Origin of the sequence: Halorubrum ejinorense (genome assembly GCF_039522565.1) — an archaeon.
In the GTDB taxonomy this organism is placed as follows: domain Archaea; phylum Halobacteriota; class Halobacteria; order Halobacteriales; family Haloferacaceae; genus Halorubrum; species Halorubrum ejinorense.
The window spans coordinates 89,687-112,853 of sequence record NZ_BAAADQ010000002.1; the positions used below are offsets into that span (position 1 = coordinate 89,687).

Below are 23,167 nucleotides of genomic sequence, written 5' to 3' on the forward strand. Positions count from 1 at the left end.
CTGCTCACGAGACGAACTTCAGCAGGTCGTCGCGGTTGTGGTCGTGGAACCGCGTTCGGAGACACTCCTCTAACGCCTCGATGTCGCCGCGCTTCGCGCACATCGGCGCCACGCGGTCCGACCACTGCTGCCACGGCGGGTAGAGCCCGAGGCGGTCGCAGATCTCGTCGAGCCGTTCGTCGAGGTCGTCGATCTTGTCGGTCTTGTTCACCGCCACGATGGGCTCGACGCCGACGTCTTCGAGGAAGCCGAACATCTCCACGTCGTGGGGGATGTTCCCGCGCTCGGTGTGGCGGTCGATGATGTCGACCGCGGCCTTCCCGTCCATCACGACGACGCCGGCGAGGATCGAGTCCGCGTTGTCCTCGAGGTAGCGGACGATGTCCGTCTTGATCTGCTCGCGGTGTTCGTCCTCGACGCCGGACATGAACCCGAAGCCGGGCAGGTCGGTGAACATGAACCCCTCGCTGGCCCAGTCGAAGTGGTTGGGCTGTCGAGTGACGCCCGGCTTGCTCCCGGTCGAGAAATCGTGCCCCGTCAGCTCGCGCATCAGCGTGGACTTGCCGACGTTCGAGCGCCCCACGAGGACGACCTCGGCGTCGCGGTCCGGCCGGTCTTCGAACATGTCCGCCCCTGTGCGCCTGAACGGGTTAAAAGGCGCGTCGCGGCGGCGACTACTTACCGGCGGCTCTCCATCGGTCGACATGGACAAACAGGCCGTCCGCGACGCGGTGTGGGACGCCTTCGACGAGGGCGATCAGGCCCGGTTCCCGTTCCCGCCGCACGACCGCATCCCCAACTTCGCCGGGGCCGACGCGGCGGCGGACCGTCTCACGGCGACCGCGGCGTGGAGGTCGGCCGCGACGCTGAAGGCCAACCCCGACGCGCCGCAGCTCCCGGTCCGTCGGGCCGCGCTCCGCGCCGGCAAGACCGTTTACGTCGCGCAGCCCCGGCTCCGCGACCCGGATCCCTTCCTCCGGCTCGACCCGACGGAGATCCCGCCGGACGAGATCGACGACGCGACCACGGTCTCCGGCATCTCCGAGTACGGGACGCCCACCGCTCCCGAGGATCACCCGCACGTCGACCTGATAGTCGCGGGTTCCGTCGGCGTCGCGACGGACGGCGCCCGGATCGGCAAAGGCGAGGGGTACAGCGACCTCGAGTGGGCGGTCCTCCGCGAACTCGACGCGGTCGACAGCGACACGACGGTCGCGACGACCGTTCACGAACTCTCCGTCCTCGACGGGCCCGAGTCGGCGGTCGGCGGCGACGTGTCGGCTGCGGACGGACCGACGGTGCTCCCGAAGCCCGACGCACACGACGTCCCGCTCGACGTGGTGGTCACGCCCGAGCGAACCATCCGGACCGAGACGCCGCACGGCCGACCGGACGGCGTCGACTGGGACGCCCTCGACGAGGAGAAACTGGACGCGATCCCGGTGCTCGCAGAGCGGGCCCCGGAAGCGAACTGACGGATCTCCGTCGAAAGCGGAGGGAAAGAGGGACAGGCTCGGTTCGATTCGGTCAGTCGGCGGGCTGTGGCGTCGGCGCTGACCGCTCGGAGCGGTGGTCGGCGACGTGGCCGCACTCCGGACAAACGATCGTGCGCCCGTCGCTGTCGCTGACGACGAGCCAACCGTCCGTGAGGGCGCTCTCGAAGTGACACTCCGCACAGAAGAGGACCGACTTCCCGCGGGAGGACCGGGGACCGCTGGCGTCTGCGTTCATACACACCCGTAGGTGCCGAAGCTATAAGGGTCTTTTTCGACCTGATCGTTCGGCATGATCGGGGTTCACATGACGGTGTCTATCACGAAATCCCGCAGAACAGATCATTCATTTCTAAAACCGGAAGTGTATTGATCGCGAACTGTCACCATCGTCCCGGAATAGACCCGCTCGCCTTCGACGCCCCGTAGTCTCGTCGCGCCGCGGTCTCGTCGCGCCGCGGTCTCGTCGCGCCGCAGCTACCGCGCTAACGGCATGTTGTAGCTCGTCTCCGCCTCCATCACGTACTCCCACGTCGCCTCGCACTCGCAGGACACCTGGTCGAAGACGCTCGGGTCCTGGCGTTTGTCGAAGTCCTTGATGGCGGTCTGGACGCGGTCGTCACACTCGCCGCAGTTGTGCGCCCCGCGGTCGGAACCGTGTCCGACGGGGTCTGAGACGACGATTGCGTCCACGTCGGCAGTCGCTTCTAACACGTGTGCGACCGACCAGAGCCACGGCGGGCGGTAGCCGCCCTCGAAGAACAGTTCGTCCACCATCGTGTAGCGCTGGACGTTCGTCGGGTTCATCGAGACGGTGTGACACCCCTCGACGTCGGCGCACCGACGGATCGAGTCGATCATGTCGGCGGCGGCCTCCGGCTCCGCGAGGAAGGGCGGTTTCATCAAAAGGTACGCCTTGATCCCCACGGCCGCGTCGAAGTCGTCGTCGGCCGCGGCGGCCTCGGCGCAGGCGTCCTCGAAGTCGGCGAAATCGAAGTACTTGTTCACGCAGTCGTGGCGCACGCGGTCGGTCGCGGTCTCCAGTCCGACCGCCACGTCGGTCGCGATGCCGTGGTCCGCGAAGTCGGCGATCTTCTCGCGGTCGACGAAGTCCGGCAGCGACTCGACGACGATCCGGTCCCGGTCGGCGAACGTCTCGGCGATGGCGCGCCGCGTCTCGGCGGGCACCTCGCGCTCGTCGAGGAAGGAGCCGGACGTGTATATCTTGATCAGCTCCGCCGGCTCGTCCGCCTCCTCGGCCTCGTGGTCGAGACACGCGTCGATCTGCGTCATGAGGTCCTCGTGGGCGACGCTGCCGCCTTCGACCGACTCGGCGACGTAGCCGCACATCGTACAGCCGCCCGCGCGGGCCCACCGACAGCCGCCGGTGTTTAAGATGATCGTCAGGGAGTTCACCACGCCGTCTGGCGTGTTGTCCTCGTCGATCCACACGCGGGTGGGCTCCGTCGGGTCGTACGTCTCCGAGCGCTCGGCGCGGATGTCGCGCATCACGGCGTTGTGCGCGTCCATCCCGCGCCCCTGCTCGTACGCGTCGGGGCTCGGTTGGCTCATTGTCGGGGAAAGCGGACGAGCGCGTAAAGCGGTGTCGTCATCGCCGACCGGTCGGTCTCAGAAGGGTGATCGGCCTCGGGGGACCAGTCGCCGGTTGGAGACGGAGCGGCGCCGCTTCCGGGCCTCGAATCCTGATCGAGCATTCGAGTAGCGTTGTAAAAAGTCTCATCAATACAAATATATACTAATCTATAGAAAGATTTTAGAAACGCCGCTAAGTGAAAGAAACTGATGTCACGGGACCGTGACTACGGACGGCGTGACGTGTTGCGAGCGGGTGGAATCGTACTGGGCGGGTCGTTCGTTTCCGGATCGGCGACGGCCGCGGACGGGGCGACGACGCTCACAGTCCTGTCGTACAACGACATTCAGACGGCGGCGGCGGAGGACAAGAACTTCCCGCGGCTGGTGACGCTCATCGAACAGCGCCGGGCGGCGGCGGACGGCCCGGTCGTCGTGGTCGGCGGCGGCGACCAAGTGGGCCCGCACGCGCTCAGCCCCATCTCGCAGTGGCGCGCACCGGTGGACGTGCTCAACGAGGTCGACCCCGACGCCGACGTGATCGGAAACCACGAGTTCGACTACGGGTTCGACCCCATCTCGGACGTGACGGCGGACTCCGGGTTCCCCTGGCTGGCGACCAACCTCGTCGACAGCGAGACCGGCGATGCGTTCGACGGGACGGAATCCTCCGAAATCGTTAATCGCGGCGGCGTCAGCGTCGGGCTCATCGGGCTTGCCGACCAGGGCGCGACGACCGGCAAGACGAACATCGACTTCGAGGCGGAGGGCGTCACCATCGAGGACTACACCGAGACGGGGCCCGCCGAGGCGAAGCGGCTCAAAGAAGCGGAGGACGTCGACGCCGTCATCGCGCTCGCGCACACGGGTATCGACGACGCCGAGCTCCTCGCGGAGGCCGACGCGGACGACGACATCGACGTCGTGGTCGTCGGCGACGACGAGCAGCGCTATCCGCCCGAAGCGGTCGACGGGTCGATCATCTCGGAGGCGCGGGCCCGCGCGGCCTTCCTCAGCGAGATCGAACTGACGATCGAAGGGGGCGAGGTCACCGGGTTCGACGGGCGGCTGATCGAGGTCACCGACGACATCGAGAAGGACCCCACCGCGTCGCAGATCATCAACGACTACCGTGCGGAGGTGAGCCTCGACTCGCCGGTCGTGGAGACGGAGACGCCGCTCAACGCCACGTTCGGAGCGAACTACCACCGCGAGACCGGCTACGGGAACCTGATCACGGACGCGATGCGCGAGCGCGTCGACGCCGACGCCGCGATCACGAACGCCGGCGGCATCCGCTCCGACTCGGTGTACGGCCCCGGCGAGATCACCGGCGGTGACATCTTCAACACCCTCCCGTTCCCGAACACCGTCGTCTCGCTGGAGCTCACCGGCGAGGAGCTCGTCGAGACGCTGGAGAGTCAGGTCATCACGCTGGAGAGCGAAACCGGGCAGAGCTTCGGCGAGGAGATCTCCCAGCAGACCAGCGGCCTGCGCTTCGAGTGGGTCCCCCACGAGGACGCCGACGAACTGGTCCGCGACGTGTACGTCGGCGGCGAGCCGCTCGACCCCGACGAGACGTACGAAGTGGCCGTCAACAGCTACATCGCGAACGGCGGGAGCGGCTACCCGCTTGAAGACAAGGTGATCGAGGACACGGGAGAGCTTCAGGCGACGACCGTCGTCAACTACCTAGAGGAGAAGGAGACGATCGCGCCGGAGCCCGAGGGCCGGATGCAGCGCGTCGACCGCGACCTCCCCGACGCCGCCGTCACCGTCGACGGGAACGGCAAGGTGGTCGCGCAGTTCGACGCGCCCGACGACGTCGAGTCGGTCGCGGAGGACACCGCCACCGTGTGGACGCCCGAGGGCGACCACCTCGACGCCGAACACGTCGCATTCGACGAGGGCGACGAGCGGCTGGTCGTCCGCGTCGACGACGGCGACCTCGCGGACACTGTCGAGGACGCGGATGACGGCGACGAGCTCCCGCTCGACCTCTACGCGGAGTACGAGTCGAGCGAGTACGAGCAGATCTACTTCGAGCGCTCGCGGCTGAACGCCGACCTGACGGCGACCGTGCGGCGGCGGGGGCGAGGCCGCGCGGGTCCGCCGGGGCGCTGACCACGGCGACGCCGCAAGATCGGTCTCAGCCGCTCGTCGGTGCCTGCGGGTCTTCGGTGACGGTGCCGACGGCCGCGCCGACGACCGCACCGACGGCGTTGACGCCGGCGTCGCGCCACGCGAACGACCGCCACGGGATCGGCGCCTGAACGAGTTCGATCCCGAACCCGAACGCGGCCGCGCCGACGACCGCGAGGGCGACTCCCCGACGACCTCGCGGGGCGACCGGAACGAGCAGGGCCGCTATGAGCGCGTACCCGGCGAAGTGAAACGGTTCCGTCAGACCGACGCCGGCCGGGAGCGTCGCGACGACGGGGTCGAGAAGGCCGTCTCCACTCGTCGACGACCCCGCCGGGACCGGGACGACCGACCCGACGAACACTGCGAGCGCGGCGGCGATTGCCTTTGTCCGGTCGGGTCCGACCGCCCGGTCGCGTCGAACCGCTCGCTCGCGGTCGTCTCGGTCGGTCACGCCCGGGGTTCGACTCGCCGGCAATTATGCGCTGCGACTCCGCCACTTCTCGCGGTCGCACCGCGATCTCGGCCGAAACCGTTCGTTCGCACCGTCCGCTCGCCGGGGCGTGGCAACCGTCCGCACCGCACCGCGGTCGGCGACTATCTCACCGCGGCGTGCGCGGTTTATTTATAAAAATTGACGGACCGGGATACCATGCGACGTAACCCTTTCCGGTTGCTCTCGGAGGTGAACATCTAACACGCTGTGGTCCGTCTATAATGAACGAGCATTACATGACTGAAATGGGCGGCTACAGAGACCGTGTGGCACAGGTCGATCTCGGCGGTGGCGGGGTCAGCTACCGCGGGATCGACGACGACGACGCGGAGAAGTACATCGGCGCGCGCGGGCTCGGCGTCAAGTACGTCTTCGATCAGGGCCCGGACGTCGACCCGATGGGTCCGGAGAACCGACTGGCGTTCATGACCGGCCCGCTGACGGGCACGCAGACCGTGATGAGCGGCCGGATCGCGCTGGTGACGAAGTCGCCGCTGACCGGAACGGTCACCGACTCGCACCACGGCGGCTGGTCCGGGGCGCGACTCAAGTGGGCCGGCCTCGACGGGATCCTACTCGACGGCGAGAGCGACGAGCCGGTCTACCTGTTCGTCGAGGACGGCGACGTCGAGGTACGCGACGCCTCGCACCTCTGGGGACAGGGCGTCCACGACACCATCGACCAGATCGGCGAGGAGGTCGACGGGAAGGTCGGTCGAGACCTCTCCGTGATGGCGATCGGACAGGGCGGCGAGAACGGCGTCCGCTACGCCTGCGTGATCAACGAGGACGACCGCGCCTCGGGCCGCGGCGGCACCGGCGCCGTCATGGGCGCCAAGAACGTGAAAGCGGTCGTCGTGAAAAGCGGGACCGACATGCCGAAGCCGGCCGACCCGGAGACGTTCCAGGAGGGATATCAGCAGGCGATGGAGGTCATCCGGGAGTCCGACGTGACCGCGCCCAACGAGGGCGGGCTCTCGATGTACGGGACGAACGTCCTGATGAACGCGACCGAGGAAATGGACGGGCTCCCGACGAAGAACGCCAAACACACATCGACCGAGGCGTACAACGAGGCCGAGGGCGTCGACATCGAGGCCGAGCGCGTCTCCGGCGAGAACGTCCGCGAGAACATCCTCGTCGACGAGCCGACCTGTCACTCCTGTCCGGTCGCGTGTAAGAAGGAGGTCGAGGTCAACGTCGAGCACAAGGGACAGGAGATGAACGTCCGCACGGAGTCGTACGAGTACGAGTCCGCGTGGGCGCTCGGCCCGAACTCGGGTCACTCCGACCGCGACGAGATCGCGCTGATGCTCCAGCGCTGTAACGACCTCGGCATCGACACCATCGAGGCCGGCAACATGATGGCGATGGCGATGGAGATGAGCGAGGAGGGCAAACTCGACGACGTCGGCACCCTCGACTGGGGCGACTCCGAGACGATGATCGACCTCCTCGACGAGATCGGTCACCGCTCCTCGGACCTCGGCGACCTCCTCGCGGAGGGTCCGGAGCGCGTCGCCGACGCGAAGGACGCGCACGGCAACAAGCTCTCCGTCAAGGGCCAGACGATGGCCGCCTACGACCCGCGCTGTATGAAGGGAATGGCGATCGCGTACGCGACCTCGAACCGCGGCGCCTGCCACCTGCGCGGGTACACGCCGGCCGCCGAGATCCTCGGCATTCCGGAGAAGGTCGACCCGTACGAGTGGGAGGGGAAGGGCGAACTCACCGCCACCTTCCAGGACCTCCACGCGGTCTCGGACTCGTTCGACATCTGTAAGTTCAGCGCGTTCGCCGAGGGTATCGAGGAGTACGTCCTCCAGTACAACGGCATGACCGGCCGCGACCTCTCGGAGGACGAGCTGTTCGAGGCCGGCGAGCGCATCTACAACCTCGAACGCTACTACAACAACCTCGTCGGCTTCGCCGGCGCGGAGGACACGCTGCCGAACCGCTTCGTCGAGGGCCACCCGGACGCCATTCCCGGCACGGGCGCCAGCGAGGGCGAACTCGTCGAACTCGACCAGCTGAAGGCCGAGTACTACGAGACCCGCGGCTGGGTCGACGGCGTCGTCCCCGACGAGAAGCTCGCCGATCTGGGCATCGACATCGGCCCCGGCACCGGCGTCTCCGCGGGCGACTCCGCGGCTCCGGCAGACGACTGAGGACGGCCGCGTTCCGGTCGGCCCGAGCCGTTCGGTTCCGCGTTTATTTTTAAGTGGCTCGCGGCGATAGCGGTGCCTATGCCGCACGACCCGCTCTCTCCCGCCGAGGCCCTCCGCACGCGCGCCGGTACCGCGCTCACGGCGGTGAGCCTGTTCGTGTTCGTCTACTCACTGCTGATCGTCGGCCAGATCCTGCTCGGCGTCTGGACCGTCCTCGTGCTCACCGTCGGTCCATACCTCTCGTACCGTCTGTTCGCGGCGCTCGACTCGCTCGCCGACGGCGCCCAGCGGATCGCCGCCGCCCGCGAGCGCGAGGCCGACGGCAGCTCTCGGTTCGAGCGTCCCACCGAACGCGGCGCCGGCGAGACGCGCGACCGGCCGTCGGATCGCGCGACCGAGCGCGAGCGCTGACGCGACCGTTTATCCCCCCTCGCCGCGATCGGGTGGGCATGAACTGGCGACTCGTCGCGACGCTCGGAGTCGGCGTGACCGCGTTCCTCGCCGTGAGCGCGACGCTCACCGCCCTCCTCGAGCCGACGATCGAGTTCTCCGCGCTCGTCGGGCTGCCCGTCGGCCTCCTCTTCGGGGCGGCCGCGGCGGTCGCGACGCGGGTCCGCCTCTGGAACTCGTCGACGGCCCGGCCGGCTCTCCTCGGCGTCGCTGCGGTCGGCTACGCGCTCTGCGTCGTCGCGGCAGCCTCCTACGCGGTCTCGTCGGTCCGCGGGTTCGTGACCGTCGAGCGAGCGCTCGTCGCCGCGGGACTCGCCGGCGTCGTCGTCTTCGCATTCGCGAGGCTTCGACCCGATCGATTCGAGTGAGTACGACCGAGAGACACCGTTGAATCCCTCGAATCTGGAACAAACAGCGTGCCGAATAGAGGGCGCGTATCGGTCAGGCGTACGTCCGGAGACGAACAGGCACATCAGTAGGTTCGGCACCGCTCACGGGGGTGCTGCGAGCGAAGGGAAATCGGCAAGAAGGCACTTATTCGAAGCGCGCTCAACGGTTTCCGTGGCTGACTTTCTCTTGGTCGGGACGGGGCTCGTACTGATCTTAACGGGTGGATTGGCCGTGATAAATCACCCCCTCGTGGACAAGTTCAATCGCGTCGTGAAATCGTGGGGAACGAAACGGAGGGCGGCTGACATCGAGATGAGCGTCGTGTCGATTACGATCGGCAGGGTCGCGGGCACGTTCATCACGCTGTTCGGAGTTGGAGTCACCCTCGGCGGGTTGTGATTCACGGACCCGGTCGCGCGACCGCGCACCGTCTGAACTGAGAAGAGGGTAATTCGCCCGCTCACCGAGACATCGGACCTCGGTGAGCGGCCGACTACGCCCTCGATACTCACACGATCAGGAACGGATCTCACACGTTGGGGATTTCAGCAAAGCCGCCCGAGACGATCCGAGCGACTGAACGCGATCCGCGGCCCGGAGCCGACCCACGCGCCTCACGCGAACAGGACGAACCGGAACAGCCACAGCGTCGTCATGCCGGTCGCGATGGTCGCGAACACGTTCTCGGTCCGCCACGCGACGGCGCCCGCGACGACGCCGGCGATGAGCCGCTCGTCGAGCAGGGTGGCGGCGACCGACGGCCGCAGCGTCATCAGATCCGGGAGGACGAGCGCCGCCAACACCGCCGGCGGCACGTACCGCAGCGGACGCTGGATCCGCGTCGGGACCTCGTCGATCCGCCCGAACAGGTGGATGAAGGAGAGCCGGATCGCGTACGTGAGGACGCCGATCGCGGCGATGGCGACCCAAGCGCGCGGAGACGCGACGAGCGCGCCGAGACCGCCCGTCACCGTCCCGTCACCTCCGTCACTAACCCGGCCGCGACGCCGCTGAGGGCGCCGACGAGCAGGCCGAGGTTGAGCGGAAGCCCGGCCGCGACGACCGCGACCGCACCGCCGATGACGCCGGCGACGGTGGTGGGCCGGTCCTTCATCGCCGGGACCAGCAGCGCGAGGAACACGAGCGGGACCGCGAAGGTGAGCCCCAGCGAGTCCGGCACGCCGGCGCCGAGGACGACCCCGGCGACGGTCCCGACCTGCCAGACGATCCACAGCGACGCGGCCGCGCCGAGGTAGTAGCGCCACCGGCTGCGCGACGCGTTCTCCTCGAACTCGGCGACCGAGAGCGCGTACGCCTGATCGGTGAGCAGGTACGCGAGCCCCGCGCGCAGTCGACGGCCGTACTCCGAGAAGTACGGCGCGATCGACGCCGAGTACATTAGCATTCGGAGGTTGATCACGACCGCCGTCCCGACGACGACCGCCAGCGGCGCGTTCTCACCGAGCAGGTCCAACGCGGCCAGTTGGGAGGCGCCGGCGAACACGATCACCGACATCCCGACCGCCTCCGCGAGACCGAGCCCGGCGTCGACGGCGGCGATGCCTGCGACCAGCGCGAACGGGACGATGCCGAGCATCAGCGGCGACACGTCGCGCACGCCGGCGAGCAGGTCGTCGTCGAGGAGCGAGCCGCGCACGGCTATCCCTCCGGCGGGTAGACGGGCTCGTCGTACTTCGCCGCGAGGTGGTCGGCGTGGTCCAGCTTCGTGTTGGCCTTCCGGAAAGTGCCGAGCAGCGAGTGGATCTCGCGTTCGGTCGGGTGCGCGCGACCGAGGAGTCTGCGCATCAGCAGGGCGTTCTTCTCGCGGACGTGGTCGCGGGCGCCCGTCGCGGCGAGGAACTCGTCGAAGAACTCGTGGAAGCGCTCCACGTCGTTCTCCGGCGCACGCGTCACCTCGGTGTCGGGAAGCTGCGTCTCGTCGACGGAGAGCTCGCGGAGTTCGTACAACAGCACCGTCGCCGCCTGCCCGAGGTTGAGGACGGGGTAGTCGTCGCTGGCGGGAATCGAGCAGACCTCGTCGAGCCGGGAGAGCTCCTCGTTGTTGAGCCCGCGGCCCTCACGGCCGAAGACGATGGCGGTGGGAGCGTCGACGGTCTTCAGCGACTCGCGTAGTTCGGCGGGCGTCTTGAACGGGTACCGCTCGTGGCTGCGGTCGTCCTCGCCGGTGATGGCCGTGGTGCCGACGGTGTGGTAGTTCGCCACGACCTCGTCGAAGGTGACCTCCTCGGCGTTCGGCAGCACGTCCTCGCGGGCGTGGCCGGCGAAGCCGTACGCCTCGCCGTCCTCCGGGATCTCCGGCGGGTTCACGAGCTTGAGCTCCGAGAGGCCGAAGTTCTTCATCGCTCGCGCGATGGTGCCGACGTTGCCCGGCGTCTCGGGCTCGACGACGACCACGACGGGCTTTTTCCGCTCCCTCGGCGGCTCCGCGTCGTCGTCGTCCGAGCCCCCCGGAGACTCCGTCCCCTCCTCGTCGCCGCTCATCGGTCGGACGGATAGTCGGTCGAGAGGTCGAGATCGGAGTCGGCGAGGTCCGACTCCGTCAGCTGTTCGTCCTCGTCTCGGGGCTCTTGGCCCGCGAGCTCGAGGATGTCGATCCGGTCGCCGTCGAAGTCCGCTTCGATCCGCTCTTGAACCTCCTGCTGGTCGGGGAGCTCCGGCAGGCCGCCGGGGTCCTCCTCGACGTGTTCGACGGAGCCGAACCCCTCGGGCGACTCGTTGCCGGCGGCGACCCACTCGTGGAAGCGGTCGGCGAACTCGACCGACCCCTTGTGTTCGCTGCCGCCCGCCTCGCGGAACCAGTAAATCAGGTCGGGCTCGTGTTCGGGACAGAGCAGCACCTCCCCTTCGGGCTCGCCGTACACGATCTCCGCCTCCCGACAGCGGTGGATATCCTCTTCGCCGTGCTCGAGGTAACAGACGTCGCAGGGCTCCTCCACGAGAGAGACGAGCCGTACGAGCCGCTCTCGCGGGTCCTCCGGAATCTCGTCGAGGGGTTTCAGCTCCCCGTCGTCGCTGAATATCTCGTCCTCCTCGAAGCGCCAGCCGCGGAGGCCGATACTCACTTTCGCCATGTCACACGCTACGCTCCGGCGGCGATAAAAGCGCGTCCTTCCCGGACGGTTACGCCCGTTACGCGGCGAGACGCGCTAGCCCCGTGGCGTAGAACCGGATCGCGGCCGCCGCCGACTCGTTGCCCGGTCGGTCCACCGCCCCGGAGAAGCCGGGGTAGTCGACGACGAGGAACGCGAGGCTCAGGACCACCGCGAGCGCGCCGAAGCCGAGCGCTACCCGGTGGCGCGTCTCCGTCGAGAGTCCGAGGCGACCGCTGACTCGCTCGACCGCGAAGACGCCGGCGAACAGCAGTGCGAGCCCGACCCCGGAGACGTGACTCCCGCCGGCGGCGGACGCCTGATACAAGAGGAGCCCAGACAGCGAGACGGCCCCGCCGACGACGATAGCCGCGCCGCCGAGGACGGCCCCGTTGTCGGGGGCACCTCGGGGCGTCTCGCGGTCGCTTGAACCGGCCATGTCGGTAGCTGTCGGTCCACGGGCATAATCCTCGCGAAGGTGATCGGGGCGACGGAGCCTCGTCGCCCCGGCCGTCGTTCTCGATCCCCGCGACGACGCGGTCGCTTATATACGCGAGGCCCCTCGTCGATACCATGCGACGGCGACGCCTCCTCGGGCTGACCGCGACCGCGACCGTCGGGACCGCGGCCGGGTGTCTGGGCGACGGCTCGACGGGCGACGATTCAACGGGCGACGGGACCGATCCCGAGTGGCCGACGGGCACGTACGCGGACTACGAGACGACCACCGTGACCGCGGAGACGCCCGAGGGCGACGAACTCGGAGCGGTGACGGCCGCGATCGCGGACTCCCGGAAGAAACGGCTCCTCGGACTCAGCGACGCCGAGTCGCTCCCCGAGGACGGTGGCATGCTGTTCGTCTACGACGCTCCCCGAGACTCGCTCACCTACGTGATGCGACGGATGAGCTTCGGGATCGACATCGTCTACGCCGACGGTGACCGAGAGATAGTCGAGATCCACAACGCGCCGGAACCCGGGCCGAACGAGGACGGCGAGGAACAGCGGTATCCCGGATCGGGGCAGTACGTGCTCGAAGTCCCCTACGAGTGGACCGACCGGCACGACGTGTCGGTCGGGGACTCGCTGTCGTTCGACCGGTGATCGCGTCTCAGCGGGGTCGCTCGGCCGCGGCCGCGTCGAGCGCTATCAGGTCCGAACCACGGGCGACGTTCACCGCGAGGACGACGCTCATGACCGCGAACAGCGCCACGACCGCGAGGGCGAAGACGCCGACGCCGACCGTGACGAGGGGTTGACTCCCGAGGAGTTCGGCCCCTATCGTCGTGAGCAGGGCGGCCAACGCGAGTCCGAGCAGTCGATTCTCTGATTTCGTGTACATGCTTCAGATACGTGCTCGACGGCATTAAGACGTGTCCGACGACTGCCGTCGTGTCTCACACTGACACGTCTCGCGACGGTTTCGGGGGGGATCTGCGGTCCGTCTCCGACCGACGCTCGGGCGCCGCTCCGCGCAGACCACCACTTGGTCGTCCTGCCTCGACGTCGGCGGTCACTCCCCCAGTTTATGTCGCTCGCGCCCGTGGTGATCGTATGCGAAATGTGGACGCCGCGGGGCTCGGAATCGGCGACGATCACCCGCCCCGGATCATGGGCGTACTCAACGTCTCCGAGGAGTCTCCCTACGACCCGAGCGTGTACGACGACCCCGGCGAGGCGGCCGCGTACGTCGACGAGGAACTGATCGGCGAGGGCGCCGACATCGTCGACGTGGGCCTCGAGTCGGCCAACAAGGACCTCGACGTGCTCTCGGCCGAACAGGAACTGGACCGGCTCGACACCGCGGTCGAGACTCTCGAATCCACCTCCGGCGACGCCGTCTGGTCGATCGAGACGCGGTACCACGAGGTCGCCGACGAGGCGATCTCGCGCGGCTTCGACATGGTCAACGACATCTGCGGCTTCGCCGACTCCGAGATGCCGCGAGTCTGTCGCGAACACGACGTGGCGGTCTCGAAGATGGCCTCGCCGCCGGACCTCGAACGGCCGGGCGCCATCGAGGACGTCGACGAGATCTACGAGGCCCTGTCGATGAACGGTCTCACCGACAAGACGATCCTCGACCCCGCGTTCGGCGGCTGGTCGGTCGAGAAGACCCACGAGGACGACCGCGAGACGTTCCACCGCCTGCGTGAGTTCCGCGGCTACGGTCGCCCGCTCCTCGTGTCGATCAACCGCAAGAGCTTCCTCCGGACCATCGCCGGCCGCAGCACCGAGGCGGCGCTGCCGGTCTCGCTCGCCGCCACGTCGATGGCGGTCGAGCGCGGCGCCCACGTGATCCGGACGCACGACGTGGCCGAGACGCGGGACGCCGCGCTGGTCGGCGCCGAGTTCGCTCGGGACCGCTACCGCTCCGGCGGCGGCGCCGACGGGGTCGCCGTCGAGGAACTGGACGTGACGAGCGTCGCCGAAGCCCGGCGCCACCTCGACCGGCTCGGCGCGGCGGGGGTCACCGACGACGGCCGGAGCGTCGCGAGCAGCGCGGTCGTTCACACCTTCGAACTGACCGGCCTCGACGACCCGGCCGTCGGCGCGCTGCGCGCCGCGACCGTCGGCGGCGACGCGACCGGCGCCGCGTTCGCGCTCGGCGATCCGGCGGCGACCGAGACCGCTCCCTCGGCGGCCGACGGCGGAACCGACGCCGGAGCCCCCGAGGACCGCCGTGGCCTCCTGATCGGGACGCCAGCGGCCGTCGATTCGGTTCGAGAGGCCGTTTCCGGCGCTTCGAAGCCGCTCGACGCCGCACTCGACGGAATCGACCTCCACGTGAGTTAAGAGAAAGTTTATGCCCTCGTGTAGACAACCGATCGACCGGACGCCGGAGGGGCACGCGGGTAGGGGTACTCTGTGCCACTCCGGGCCATACCATATCTCGACCGACGAGCGGCGGCGCCGTCTCGCGTCGTCCCCGACAGGCGTTGCGGCGGCCCTGCCGGCCGGAGGCCGCCGATGAACTTCGAGACCTTCGAGCCGGTCTACGAGTCGATCCTCGCGGACTTCGGCTTCGACCGGGGCGCGGACGAGCGCGCGCGCGACGTGGCCGCCGATCTCGCGACACCGTTCCCGCTCGACAGGCTCGACGACTGGCGGGGCGAGACCGTCGCGGTCGCGGGCGCGGCCCCGAGCCTCGGCGACGAGGTCGCGACCGCCCGCGACGCCGACGTCGTCGTCGCCGCCTCCACGGCGGCCGACGTGCTCGCAGATCGCGGCGTCACGGTCGACTGTATGGTCACCGACCTCGACAAGAACCCGGATACCGCGGCGGCGTTGACCCGGCAGGGTGTCCCCGTCGCCGCACACGCTCACGGCGACAACGTCCCGGCGGTCCGCGAGTGGCTCCCGCGCTTCGCCGACGAGTGGACGCTGGCGACCACGCAGGCGGCCCCAGTCGGCGTGGTCGCGAACTTCGGGGGGTTCACCGACGGCGACCGCGCCGCGTTCCTCGCCGATCACCTTGGCGCCGGCGAACTCGTCTTCCCGGGGTGGGACTTCGACGACCCCGACGTCGACCCGATGAAGGCGCGGAAGCTCGACTGGGCGGCCCGGCTCCTGCGCTGGCTCGAACGCCGCCGCGGCGAGCGGTTCGCGGTCTTAGACGGGCGACGAGAAGAGGCCGACGCGGCGCTCGGGGAGAGCCTCGGGGACGGTTAGGAACTTTCGGCGCCGTTGAACTCCGATCTGTTCGGCACCCTTCTCGGTGGAAGCGCTGTTCCGTCGGGGCGTCCCTCTCGTAGCCCCCGTTAACTGGACCGACGTGCTCTCCCTATCGAGGGGTCCCGTCCTTCCACGTCTCCCGAGTTCACCGCTCTTCTCCGACGAACCTCACTTCGATATCGTTTCGTTGGATATGGACGTTATGCTCCGGACTAATCCCCTTATCGTCGGCCGGTCCCGCTTCCCACGCGCTCTCTGGCACGTCGAACGTCTTCTGAAGGGCCACGTCGTCCCCACGTACTTCGAGTTCGCTGACGTACGTCGCGGGGCGCGAAATCGCGATCACCATGTATTCGTTCGTTGAAATGGTTCCTTCACCCCCGAACACCAGCGTTCGTTCTCCTCCGTCGTCGACCGCGAGCGAGATCTCGACCGGACTCTCACAGTCGTTGTATATCTCCACCCCGTGTACGTCGTCAGTGCCTTTCGGCTCCGCTCCGAAAACCACCTCGGCAAACGGCTCCTGGCCGGGGTACGAGCGAGCGAACTCGCTCGTGCGTTTTTCGACCGGCAGTTCACCCGTCCGGGTGAAGGTGAACCTCGATTCCGCCGCCCTTCCTCGTATCGACGCACAGCCGCCGAGTGGGAGGGTTAGCGCGGCTCCGCTAAATCGGAGCACCTGACGGCGTTCCATACTCCGCGATTCGTGTCAAATAGCAAAAACCCGTTGGAAAGTAAAACATCCGTTTTTAGAGACGTCTCCGTTCGAGGGATACTCCGTCCGTCGTGATCTCGACCGGGAAACGGTCTCGGCTATCGACGGCGCTCCTGCTCGACCCGCGGTTCGGGGAACAGGTCGTCGCGGTCGCGGTCGCCGATCCACTCGGCCAGCTGGACGAGCTGGTCCGTCGCGGCCTCGAACAGCTGTTCGCTCTTCTCCGGGGTCACGTCGGTCGGGTCACCGAACGCGCCGTTGGGGGAGTTGTCGACCGCGTCGTAGAACGTCCGAGCGCCGTGGACCATCGTTTCCGCGTCGGCGAGGTCGACCAGCCCCCCGTCGCGGGCGTCTTCGAGTCGGTCCTCGCGGACGAGTTCGGGGGCGATGTGGGTGATCATCGCCGTCTCCTTCGGGCCGGCGTGGGGGCCGTTACGCTCGAACAGGTCGTCGACCAGCTCCGGGATCGACTCGTCCCACATCCACTCGACCGCGTAGACGGCCTCGTCCTCGTGGAGCCGGCGGCCGACCTCTCGGAGGTGCTGGACGTTCCCCCCGTGGGCGTTCACGAACACAACGCGGTCGACGCCGTGGTACGCGAGGTTCCGCGTGAACGACTCGACGTAGTCCCTGAACTCCGGCGGATCGACCCACATCGTTCCCGGGAACTGCCGGTGGTGCGGACTGACGCCGACGTTGATCGTGGGCGTCCGGACCGCGTCGGACCGATCTGCGGCGGCCGTCGCGAGCCCCTCGGCGATCAGGTGGTCGGTCGCGAGCGGGAGGTGCGGGCCGTGCTGTTCGGTCGATCCGAGCGGGACGAGCGCGACGGAACCATCGGAGAGCGCGTCGCCCAACTCCGGCCACGTGTGGTCGGCGAGGTACATACTCTCGCCTCGTGCGCGGCACGTATCAACCCCGCCGTCGCGGTCCGGCTCGCCGGCAACGCGATCCGTCCGTCCCGACGGCGTCGCGATTCGTTCGTCCCGGCGGTAGGCCGGTCGAGCGCCACGTGTCGACACCCTTTTTGTGTCCTCCGGCCGAATCGTCGACCATGTTTGGAGGCGGCGGCATGAACCCGCGGAAGATGAAACAGATGATGAAACAGATGGGGATCGACGTCGAGGACATCGACGCCGAACGGGTCGTCATCGAGACGGCAGACGGCGACCTCGTCTTCGACGGCGCGCAGGTCACCAAGATGGACGCGCAGGGCCAGGAGACCTACCAGATCGTCGGTTCGCCCAACCAGGTCGACGACGCCGGCGTGAGCGGCGGGGACGCGGCCGACCCCGCCCTCGACGAGGGCGACGAGGACGCCGGCGACGACGAGGGCATCCCCGAGGAGGACATCGCGCTGGTCGCCCAGCAGGCCGGCGTCTCGAAGGCGGACGCGAGAGAGGCGCTGGAGGCGGCCAACGGCGAGCCCGCGCGGGCGATCTCGAACCTCCAGTGACGGACGCCGCGTACCTGCTCGTCCACGAGGACCGGGAGTACTTACTCGAGCCGGGCGAGGAGTTCGGCACTGACCTCGGCGTGCTCGAGGTCCCCGAGGACGTCGCTGCCGGCGACGAGGTCGAGACGCACCTCGGTACCGTCTTCGAGGTCCGCGCGCTCCGCGGCCCGGACCTGTTCAACCACCTCGAACGCACCGGCGCACCGATGATGCCCCGCGACGTGGGGCTCGTGATGGGCCACACCGGCGCGTCCGGCGGCGACCGCGTCCTCGACGCCGGCACCGGGACGGGGATCCTCGCCGCGTACCTCGGGCGGGCGGGCGCCGACGTCACCACCTACGAGGTCGACGCCGACTTCGCGGAAGTGGCTCGCGACAACATGGCGACGGCGGGCGTCGACGACCGCGTCGAGGTGCGGACCGGCGACCTCACCGAGAAGTTGGACGCGCTCGCCGAGGGCGAGCCGTTCGACGCCCTGACGCTCGACACCGGCGACGCGCCGGCCGTGGTCGAGCGCGCCGACGAACTGCTCGCGCCCGGCGGTCGCCTCGCGGTGTACTCTCCCTTCGTCGAGGGCACCCGCGAGGCGGCCCTCGCCGCCCGCGAGGCCGGCTTCACCGGGGTCGAGACGCTCGAAACGATCCAACGCGAGATGGACTTCTCCGACCGCGGTTCGCGTCCCTCCACCGCGGGCGTGGGTCACACGGGCTACCTCGTCTTCGGTCGAGCGCCCTGAGCGCGGTCCGCGGTCGCTACCCGCTTCACGGACCGCAGCACCTCGCCGATCCGGCACAACGCTCTTTCCGATCGCGACTGTCTGCGACGTTGTGGCCGACGACGAGGCCGAAACGGAACCCGCACCACCCGTCGACGCCCGGAGCGGTCGCTCCGGCGCCGCGCCGGAGGTCGCCGACGCCCTCCCCCGAGACGACGACCCCCTCACCGAGTCGGTCGAGACCGCGCTGGCGGGACGCTCCGCGGTCGTCGCGGTCGGCGTTCCCCTCCGCCTGCTCCCGTCGGTGCTGGCCGCCCGCGAGCGGTCGTCCGGGGCGCCGTGGCGGGTCGCGTGTCGCCCCGGCGCGGTCGACGCGCTCTCCCGCGCGCTCGTACTCGGCAGCGCGGTCGCCGAAGCGGTCGAGACGGACGCGATCCGACTCCGAACCGGGGAACCCCTCGGTCACGGCACCAGCGGCACGCTGTTCGCGAGCCCCGATCGGGTCGACGCCGTCGTCGGTCCGCCCGGTGACCGAACGCTCGCGACGACGGCGGTCGACGACGGCTCCGGGGGTGCTTCCGCGGCGGGCGCCCGAGAGGCGATCACGGGCGTCCGCGCGGCCGCCGAGTCGCGGTTCGACGCGGCGGCGGCCGCTCCCGTCGGGATGCCGTCGCGAACGCGGTTGCTCGCGGCCGCCCGCGAGACGCTGGACGACCGCTTCGCCGACGACCTCGCCGCCGTCTTGGAGTCGCTCGCGCCCGGCGAGTTCGGGCGCACCACCGAGCCCACGGACCGGACGCTCCTCGTCGCGCTCGCGGCGCGACACGACCACCTGTTCCGGGACCTCCGCCGGTGGGTCGGCGTCGACGGCGTCGGGATCGCCCCCGCGCAGGAGTTCACGCGAGACCGGCGCGCGCTCGTCGAGCGAGAGCTGATCGAGTCGGTCAAGGTGCCGATGGGGCCGGGGCGACCGATGCTCCGGCTCCGGGCGGTCGACGACGTACTGCTTCGCGCTCGTCCCGAGGAGGTGCCGAGCGTCCTCGACGGTCGGTTCGCGCTGCCGACCGACGCGGACGGGCGGCTCAGCCGCGACGCCGGCCGCGAAGGCCGTCGACCCGTCTGGGAGCGGCGTCGGTGGTGACCGCGCGGCCGGCCGCCGGCGGACGCGTCGACTCGCCCGACGGTCGGTCGATCCGACGTGACAAGAACTAACTCTCGGCGGCGCGCCCACACGAGTATGACGACGTTCTCCGAGCGAGTCGAGCGGATCTCGATCAGCGGCATCCGCGAGGTGTTCGAGGCGGCCGGCGACGACGCGATCAACCTCGGGCTCGGTCAGCCCGACTTCCCGACGCCCGAGCACGCCCGCCGTGCCGCGGTCGACGCCATCGAGTCCGGGAAGGCCGACGCCTACACCGAGAACAAGGGCACCCCGTCGCTGCGCGAGGCGATCGCGGAGAAACACCGCGCCGACCAGGGCATCGACCTCGACCCGAGCAACGTCGTCGCGACGGCCGGCGGCAGCGAGGCGCTCCACATCGCGCTGGAGGCGCACGTCGACGCCGGCGACGAGGTGTTGATCCCCGACCCCGGGTTCGTCTCCTACGACGCGCTCACGAAGCTGACCGGCGGCGAGCCGGTCCCCGTGCCGCTGCGCGACGACCTCACGATCGATCCGGCGGCGATAGAGGCGGCCATTACCGACGACACCGCGGCGTTCGTCGTCAACTCCCCCGGCAACCCCACGGGTGCGGTCTCCTCCGAGGCCGACGTGCGCGAGTTCGCCCGCATCGCCGACGAACACGACGTGCTCTGTCTCTCCGACGAGGTGTACGAGTACACCGTCTTCGACGGCGAACACCACTCGCCGATCGAGTACGCCGAGACCGACAACGTCGTGGTCGTCAACTCCGCCTCGAAGCTGTTCTCGATGACCGGCTGGCGGCTCGGCTGGGTGTACGGCTCGGCGGACCGCGTCGAGCGCATGCTCCGCGTCCACCAGTACGCGCAGGCCTGCGCCTCCGCCCCGGCGCAGTACGCCGCCGAAGCCGCGCTGCGAGGCGACCGCGGCGTGGTCGACGAGATGACGGCGTCGTTCCGGCGCCGCCGCGACCTCCTCCTCGACGGTTTCGACGAAATCGGCCTCGACTGCCCGACGCCGCAGGGGGCGTTCTACGCGATGCCCCGCGTTCCGGAGGGGTTCGTCGACGAGTGTCTCGACCGCGGCGTGGTCGTCGTCCCCGGCGAGGCGTTCGGCGAACACGGCGCGGGCCACGCCCGCATCTCGTACGCGACCGACGAGGCGCAACTCCGCGAAGCGCTCGACGTGATGGGCGAGGCGTACGAGGCGGCGCGCTGAGACGGTCCCGAGAAGCGCGGCCGGTCAGCCGTCCCCCGAACCCGACAGCCGGAGGTACCGCTCGTAGTACGCCTCGCCGTGCCGGATCATCTCCTTGTCGTGTTCGCCGACGCCCGCGTCCTTCCTGATGTTACCGTCGAGGTACGGTCGCGCGTCGAGCGCCCGGAGCAGTTCGACGTACGCCTCGGAGTACGGGTGCGTCTCGGTGTACTCGTCGGCCGCCGCTCGGTCGATGATCCGCCCGGCCGCTTCCGAGAGCTCGTCCGACTCGATTCTGGGACCGACGAGCCGCGCTCGGAGGACCGTCTCCATTCGTTCGGGACTCTCCGCGACCGGTTGCGCGGTCGGCCGGTAGACGGCATCGTGAAAGCGCTCGCGCTCGATGTCGACGCGGTACGTGGTCTCTCGGTACGTGACGTGATCGGGACCGTCGTCGTCGAGCAGTTCGCTGTCGGCGCGGTCGGACTCGTCGCGGTACGCGTACCCGCCGCGTTCGACCAGTCCGACCGCGTACCCGCCGACGTTCCCGCGGGCCCGCGCCGCGAAGTGCGCGATCTTGACCGCGCGTCGGTCGACAAGCGGCAAGTCACCCTCCTCGTCCGCCGCGACCGCCGACTCGACCGCTCCGTCGGTCTCGTAGAGCCGCAACACCGGATACGTCTCGGCGACCTCGTCGACGACAAGCGAACCGAGCCGGTAGTACGTGCCCTTGTGAGCCACGTACGCCGGCTTCTCGGGACCCGCGTAGAACGGCTCTCTGTGTCGGATCGTGTACGAGTCGCCCGCCAGCGCGGCGTCGAGCGCCGCCTCGTCCCAGCGCTCGGCCGGATCGTCGCTGTCCCGCACGTAGCGCTCCCGCAACGAGCCGTCGACCCGCGAGAGCGAGAGACGCAACGTCGCTCCGTCACCGTCGCCCGGATCGTCGTCGGTCGTTCCGAGACAGCCCGCGACGGCGCCGACGCCGCCGGCGATCGCACCGGCTAGGAGCCGGCGCCGAGAGGGTGTGGGTCCGTCCATACGGACAACACCGTGAGGTGACGGAAAGTCGTTGGCGAGACACAAAGGCTCGCTTGCGTCTCCGCAGGGCGCGGGCACGATCGGCCGTCGAGGGGGCATTTGATTACTTGAGGTAATTTAACCGCGACGGAGCGTTTCCGCAAGTTATACTGTCAGCGGTGAAGTACCGGAGGCTAATGGACCGGAACATACAGGTCAGCCGCCTCGACCGGCAAGCGGTCGAGGACCAGGAGGTCGAAATCGTCGAGCGAAAGGGGATCGGTCACCCCGACTCGATCTGCGACGGCGTCGCGGAGTCGGTCTCGCGGGCGCTCTCGCAGCTCTACCTCGACCGCGTCGGGAAAGTCCTCCACTACAACACCGACGAGACGCAGCTGGTCGCCGGCCGCGCGGCCCCCGCGTTCGGCGGCGGCGAGGTCGTCGAGCCCATCTACATCCTCATCGTCGGCCGCGCCACGAAGGAGTACGAGGGCGAACAGCTCCCGGTCGACTCGACCGCCCTCGCGGCCGCCCGCGACTACCTCTCCGAGGCGATCCCCGAACTGGAGTACGGCACCGACGTGGTCGTCGACGCGAGGCTCGGCGAGGGCTCCGGCGACCTTCAGGACGTCTTCGGCGAGGAGACCCAGGAAGTGCCGATGGCCAACGACACCTCCTTCGGCGTCGGTCACGCCCCGCTCACGGAGACGGAGACCATCGTCCACGAGGCCGAGCACGCGCTCAACACCACGTACCACGACGATCACCCCGAACTCGGCCCCGACGTGAAGATCATGGGCAAACGCGAGGGCGACCAGATCGACATCACCGTCGCCGCCGCGATGGTCGACGCGTACGTCGACGGCCTCGAGGAGTACGACGACGCGGTCGACTCCGTCCGCGAGTACGTCGACGACCTCGCCCGCGAGTACACCGACCGCGAGGTCCACGTCGACGTCAACACCGCAGACGACTACGACGAGGGCTCCGTCTACCTCACCGTCACCGGCACCTCCGCCGAGCAGGGCGACGACGGCTCGGTCGGTCGCGGTAACCGCGCGAACGGGCTCATCACGCCGAACCGCCCGATGTCGATGGAGGCGACCTCCGGGAAGAACCCCGTCAACCACATCGGGAAGATTTACAACCTGCTGTCGACGCGTATCGCCGAGTCGGTCACGAGCGAGGTCGACGGCATCCGCGACCTTCAGGTCCGACTGCTCTCGCAGATCGGCCGGCCGATCGACGAGCCGCACGTCGCCGACGCGCAGATCGTCACCGAGGACGACGTGGTCCTGGGCGACATCGAGGACGACGTCCTCGCCATCGTCGACCGCGAACTGGCCGACGTGACGGACGTGACCCGCAGCGTCATCGAGGGCGACGTCTCGACGTTCTGAGCGCGGAC

At 69.0% G+C, this 23,167-nt stretch carries 27 protein-coding genes; 14 read left to right on the forward strand and 13 right to left on the reverse strand.

Going from position 1 to position 23,167, the window contains the following annotated elements; genetic code table 11:
- Positions 1 to 4: 4 nt before the first annotated feature.
- Complete coding sequence (gene engB / locus ABDZ89_RS02620) at positions 5 to 625, reverse strand: GTP-binding protein EngB (RefSeq protein WP_343776369.1); 621 nt, start codon at positions 623 to 625, stop codon at positions 5 to 7.
- A gap of 79 nt (positions 626 to 704) precedes the next feature.
- Here engB and ABDZ89_RS02625 point away from each other — a divergent pair, with 79 nt between their 5' ends.
- Complete coding sequence (locus ABDZ89_RS02625) at positions 705 to 1,475, forward strand: 5-formyltetrahydrofolate cyclo-ligase (RefSeq protein ID WP_343776371.1); 771 nt, start codon at positions 705 to 707, stop codon at positions 1,473 to 1,475.
- A 52-nt stretch (positions 1,476 to 1,527) separates the two neighbouring features.
- On the opposite strand, the gene ABDZ89_RS02630 is transcribed toward ABDZ89_RS02625, so the two are convergent.
- Both ABDZ89_RS02630 and ABDZ89_RS02635 read right to left on the reverse strand, forming a co-directional pair.
- Entirely contained in the window at positions 1,528 to 1,731 is a 204-nt protein-coding gene (locus ABDZ89_RS02630) for a DUF8106 domain-containing protein (protein ID WP_343776373.1), read from the reverse strand.
- Positions 1,732 to 1,970: 239 nt separating this feature from the next.
- Positions 1,971 to 3,065, reverse strand: a complete 1,095-nt coding sequence (locus tag ABDZ89_RS02635; protein WP_343776375.1) for an archaeosine biosynthesis radical SAM protein RaSEA — start codon at positions 3,063 to 3,065, stop codon at positions 1,971 to 1,973.
- A 264-nt stretch (positions 3,066 to 3,329) separates the two neighbouring features.
- Here ABDZ89_RS02635 and ABDZ89_RS02640 point away from each other — a divergent pair, with 264 nt between their 5' ends.
- Complete coding sequence (locus ABDZ89_RS02640) at positions 3,330 to 5,210, forward strand: bifunctional metallophosphatase/5'-nucleotidase (RefSeq protein ID WP_343776980.1); 1,881 nt, start codon at positions 3,330 to 3,332, stop codon at positions 5,208 to 5,210.
- Positions 5,211 to 5,235: 25 nt separating this feature from the next.
- Here ABDZ89_RS02640 and ABDZ89_RS02645 read toward each other — a convergent pair whose 3' ends face one another.
- A complete protein-coding gene (locus ABDZ89_RS02645) occupies positions 5,236 to 5,682 on the reverse strand; it encodes a hypothetical protein (RefSeq protein WP_343776377.1) in 447 nt (148 codons plus the stop codon).
- A 278-nt stretch (positions 5,683 to 5,960) separates the two neighbouring features.
- Between ABDZ89_RS02645 and ABDZ89_RS02650 the strand changes: the two genes are divergently transcribed.
- The 4 genes from ABDZ89_RS02650 (at position 5,961) to ABDZ89_RS02665 (ending at position 9,131) form a co-directional block, all read left to right on the forward strand.
- Entirely contained in the window at positions 5,961 to 7,892 is a 1,932-nt protein-coding gene (locus ABDZ89_RS02650) for an aldehyde ferredoxin oxidoreductase family protein (protein ID WP_343776379.1), read from the forward strand.
- 78 nt (positions 7,893 to 7,970) lie between these two features.
- Positions 7,971 to 8,303, forward strand: a complete 333-nt coding sequence (locus tag ABDZ89_RS02655) for a DUF8066 domain-containing protein (protein ID WP_343776381.1) — start codon at positions 7,971 to 7,973, stop codon at positions 8,301 to 8,303.
- 38 nt (positions 8,304 to 8,341) lie between these two features.
- Positions 8,342 to 8,710 (forward strand): DUF8147 domain-containing protein, encoded by a 369-nt coding sequence (locus tag ABDZ89_RS02660; protein ID WP_343776383.1) that lies wholly within the window; start codon positions 8,342 to 8,344, stop codon positions 8,708 to 8,710.
- 193 nt (positions 8,711 to 8,903) lie between these two features.
- Positions 8,904 to 9,131 carry a hypothetical protein gene (locus ABDZ89_RS02665; RefSeq protein ID WP_343776385.1) on the forward strand — a complete coding sequence of 76 codons (228 nt, stop codon included), beginning with the start codon at positions 8,904 to 8,906 and terminating at the stop codon, positions 9,129 to 9,131.
- 215 nt (positions 9,132 to 9,346) lie between these two features.
- Here ABDZ89_RS02665 and ABDZ89_RS02670 read toward each other — a convergent pair whose 3' ends face one another.
- From ABDZ89_RS02670 to ABDZ89_RS02690, 5 genes are read right to left on the reverse strand one after another with little or no spacing between them, the layout of a single operon-like run.
- Positions 9,347 to 9,703: an AzlD domain-containing protein gene (locus tag ABDZ89_RS02670; RefSeq protein WP_343776387.1), complete on the reverse strand. Its 357-nt coding sequence runs from the start codon at positions 9,701 to 9,703 to the stop codon at positions 9,347 to 9,349.
- On the reverse strand, positions 9,700 to 10,389 hold the full coding sequence (locus tag ABDZ89_RS02675; RefSeq protein ID WP_343776389.1) for an AzlC family ABC transporter permease: 690 nt from the start codon (positions 10,387 to 10,389) through the stop codon (positions 9,700 to 9,702). Before ABDZ89_RS02675 ends, ABDZ89_RS02670 begins: the two co-directional genes overlap by 4 nt.
- A gap of 2 nt (positions 10,390 to 10,391) precedes the next feature.
- A complete protein-coding gene (locus tag ABDZ89_RS02680) occupies positions 10,392 to 11,234 on the reverse strand; it encodes an RNA methyltransferase (RefSeq protein ID WP_343776391.1) in 843 nt (280 codons plus the stop codon).
- Entirely contained in the window at positions 11,231 to 11,824 is a 594-nt protein-coding gene (locus ABDZ89_RS02685) for a DUF8114 family protein (protein ID WP_343776393.1), read from the reverse strand. The genes ABDZ89_RS02680 and ABDZ89_RS02685 overlap by 4 nt, the downstream gene beginning before the upstream one ends.
- Before the next feature lie 58 nt (positions 11,825 to 11,882).
- Positions 11,883 to 12,281 (reverse strand): hypothetical protein, encoded by a 399-nt coding sequence (locus ABDZ89_RS02690; RefSeq protein ID WP_343776395.1) that lies wholly within the window; start codon positions 12,279 to 12,281, stop codon positions 11,883 to 11,885.
- A 134-nt stretch (positions 12,282 to 12,415) separates the two neighbouring features.
- Here ABDZ89_RS02690 and ABDZ89_RS02695 point away from each other — a divergent pair, with 134 nt between their 5' ends.
- Positions 12,416 to 12,946, forward strand: a complete 531-nt coding sequence (locus ABDZ89_RS02695; RefSeq protein WP_343776397.1) for a DUF192 domain-containing protein — start codon at positions 12,416 to 12,418, stop codon at positions 12,944 to 12,946.
- 7 nt (positions 12,947 to 12,953) lie between these two features.
- Here the strand turns inward: ABDZ89_RS02695 and ABDZ89_RS02700 are convergent, their stop codons facing one another.
- Complete coding sequence (locus tag ABDZ89_RS02700; protein WP_343776398.1) at positions 12,954 to 13,184, reverse strand: hypothetical protein; 231 nt, start codon at positions 13,182 to 13,184, stop codon at positions 12,954 to 12,956.
- A 212-nt stretch (positions 13,185 to 13,396) separates the two neighbouring features.
- On the opposite strand from ABDZ89_RS02700, the gene ABDZ89_RS02705 reads away from it, so the two are divergent.
- Positions 13,397 to 14,638: a dihydropteroate synthase gene (locus tag ABDZ89_RS02705; RefSeq protein WP_343776400.1), complete on the forward strand. Its 1,242-nt coding sequence runs from the start codon at positions 13,397 to 13,399 to the stop codon at positions 14,636 to 14,638.
- Between the two features lie 174 nt (positions 14,639 to 14,812).
- Positions 14,813 to 15,514, forward strand: a complete 702-nt coding sequence (locus ABDZ89_RS02710; RefSeq protein ID WP_343776402.1) for a 6-hydroxymethylpterin diphosphokinase MptE-like protein — start codon at positions 14,813 to 14,815, stop codon at positions 15,512 to 15,514.
- Between the two features lie 148 nt (positions 15,515 to 15,662).
- On the opposite strand, the gene ABDZ89_RS02715 is transcribed toward ABDZ89_RS02710, so the two are convergent.
- Positions 15,663 to 16,211, reverse strand: coding sequence for a hypothetical protein (locus ABDZ89_RS02715; protein ID WP_343776404.1), 549 nt, complete (start codon positions 16,209 to 16,211; stop codon positions 15,663 to 15,665).
- 119 nt (positions 16,212 to 16,330) lie between these two features.
- Complete coding sequence (locus ABDZ89_RS02720) at positions 16,331 to 17,119, reverse strand: creatininase family protein (protein WP_343776405.1); 789 nt, start codon at positions 17,117 to 17,119, stop codon at positions 16,331 to 16,333.
- 167 nt (positions 17,120 to 17,286) lie between these two features.
- On the opposite strand from ABDZ89_RS02720, the gene ABDZ89_RS02725 reads away from it, so the two are divergent.
- The 4 genes from ABDZ89_RS02725 to ABDZ89_RS02740 all read left to right on the forward strand — a co-directional run bounded on the left by ABDZ89_RS02725 (position 17,287) and on the right by ABDZ89_RS02740 (position 20,763).
- A complete protein-coding gene (locus ABDZ89_RS02725; protein WP_343776407.1) occupies positions 17,287 to 17,688 on the forward strand; it encodes a nascent polypeptide-associated complex protein in 402 nt (133 codons plus the stop codon).
- Entirely contained in the window at positions 17,685 to 18,425 is a 741-nt protein-coding gene (locus ABDZ89_RS02730) for a methyltransferase domain-containing protein (protein ID WP_343776409.1), read from the forward strand. Before ABDZ89_RS02725 ends, ABDZ89_RS02730 begins: the two co-directional genes overlap by 4 nt.
- A 91-nt stretch (positions 18,426 to 18,516) precedes the next feature.
- Positions 18,517 to 19,545, forward strand: coding sequence for a transcriptional regulator TbsP domain-containing protein (locus ABDZ89_RS02735; protein ID WP_343776410.1), 1,029 nt, complete (start codon positions 18,517 to 18,519; stop codon positions 19,543 to 19,545).
- 96 nt (positions 19,546 to 19,641) lie between these two features.
- Positions 19,642 to 20,763, forward strand: a complete 1,122-nt coding sequence (locus tag ABDZ89_RS02740; protein ID WP_343776412.1) for a pyridoxal phosphate-dependent aminotransferase — start codon at positions 19,642 to 19,644, stop codon at positions 20,761 to 20,763.
- A 24-nt stretch (positions 20,764 to 20,787) separates the two neighbouring features.
- Here the strand turns inward: ABDZ89_RS02740 and ABDZ89_RS02745 are convergent, their stop codons facing one another.
- The gene (locus tag ABDZ89_RS02745; protein WP_343776414.1) at positions 20,788 to 21,780 is read right to left on the reverse strand and encodes a hypothetical protein; all 993 of its coding nucleotides are present in this window, start codon (positions 21,778 to 21,780) and stop codon (positions 20,788 to 20,790) included.
- 176 nt (positions 21,781 to 21,956) lie between these two features.
- Here ABDZ89_RS02745 and ABDZ89_RS02750 point away from each other — a divergent pair, with 176 nt between their 5' ends.
- On the forward strand, positions 21,957 to 23,159 hold the full coding sequence (locus ABDZ89_RS02750) for a methionine adenosyltransferase (RefSeq protein ID WP_343776415.1): 1,203 nt from the start codon (positions 21,957 to 21,959) through the stop codon (positions 23,157 to 23,159).
- Positions 23,160 to 23,167 lie beyond the last annotated feature (8 nt).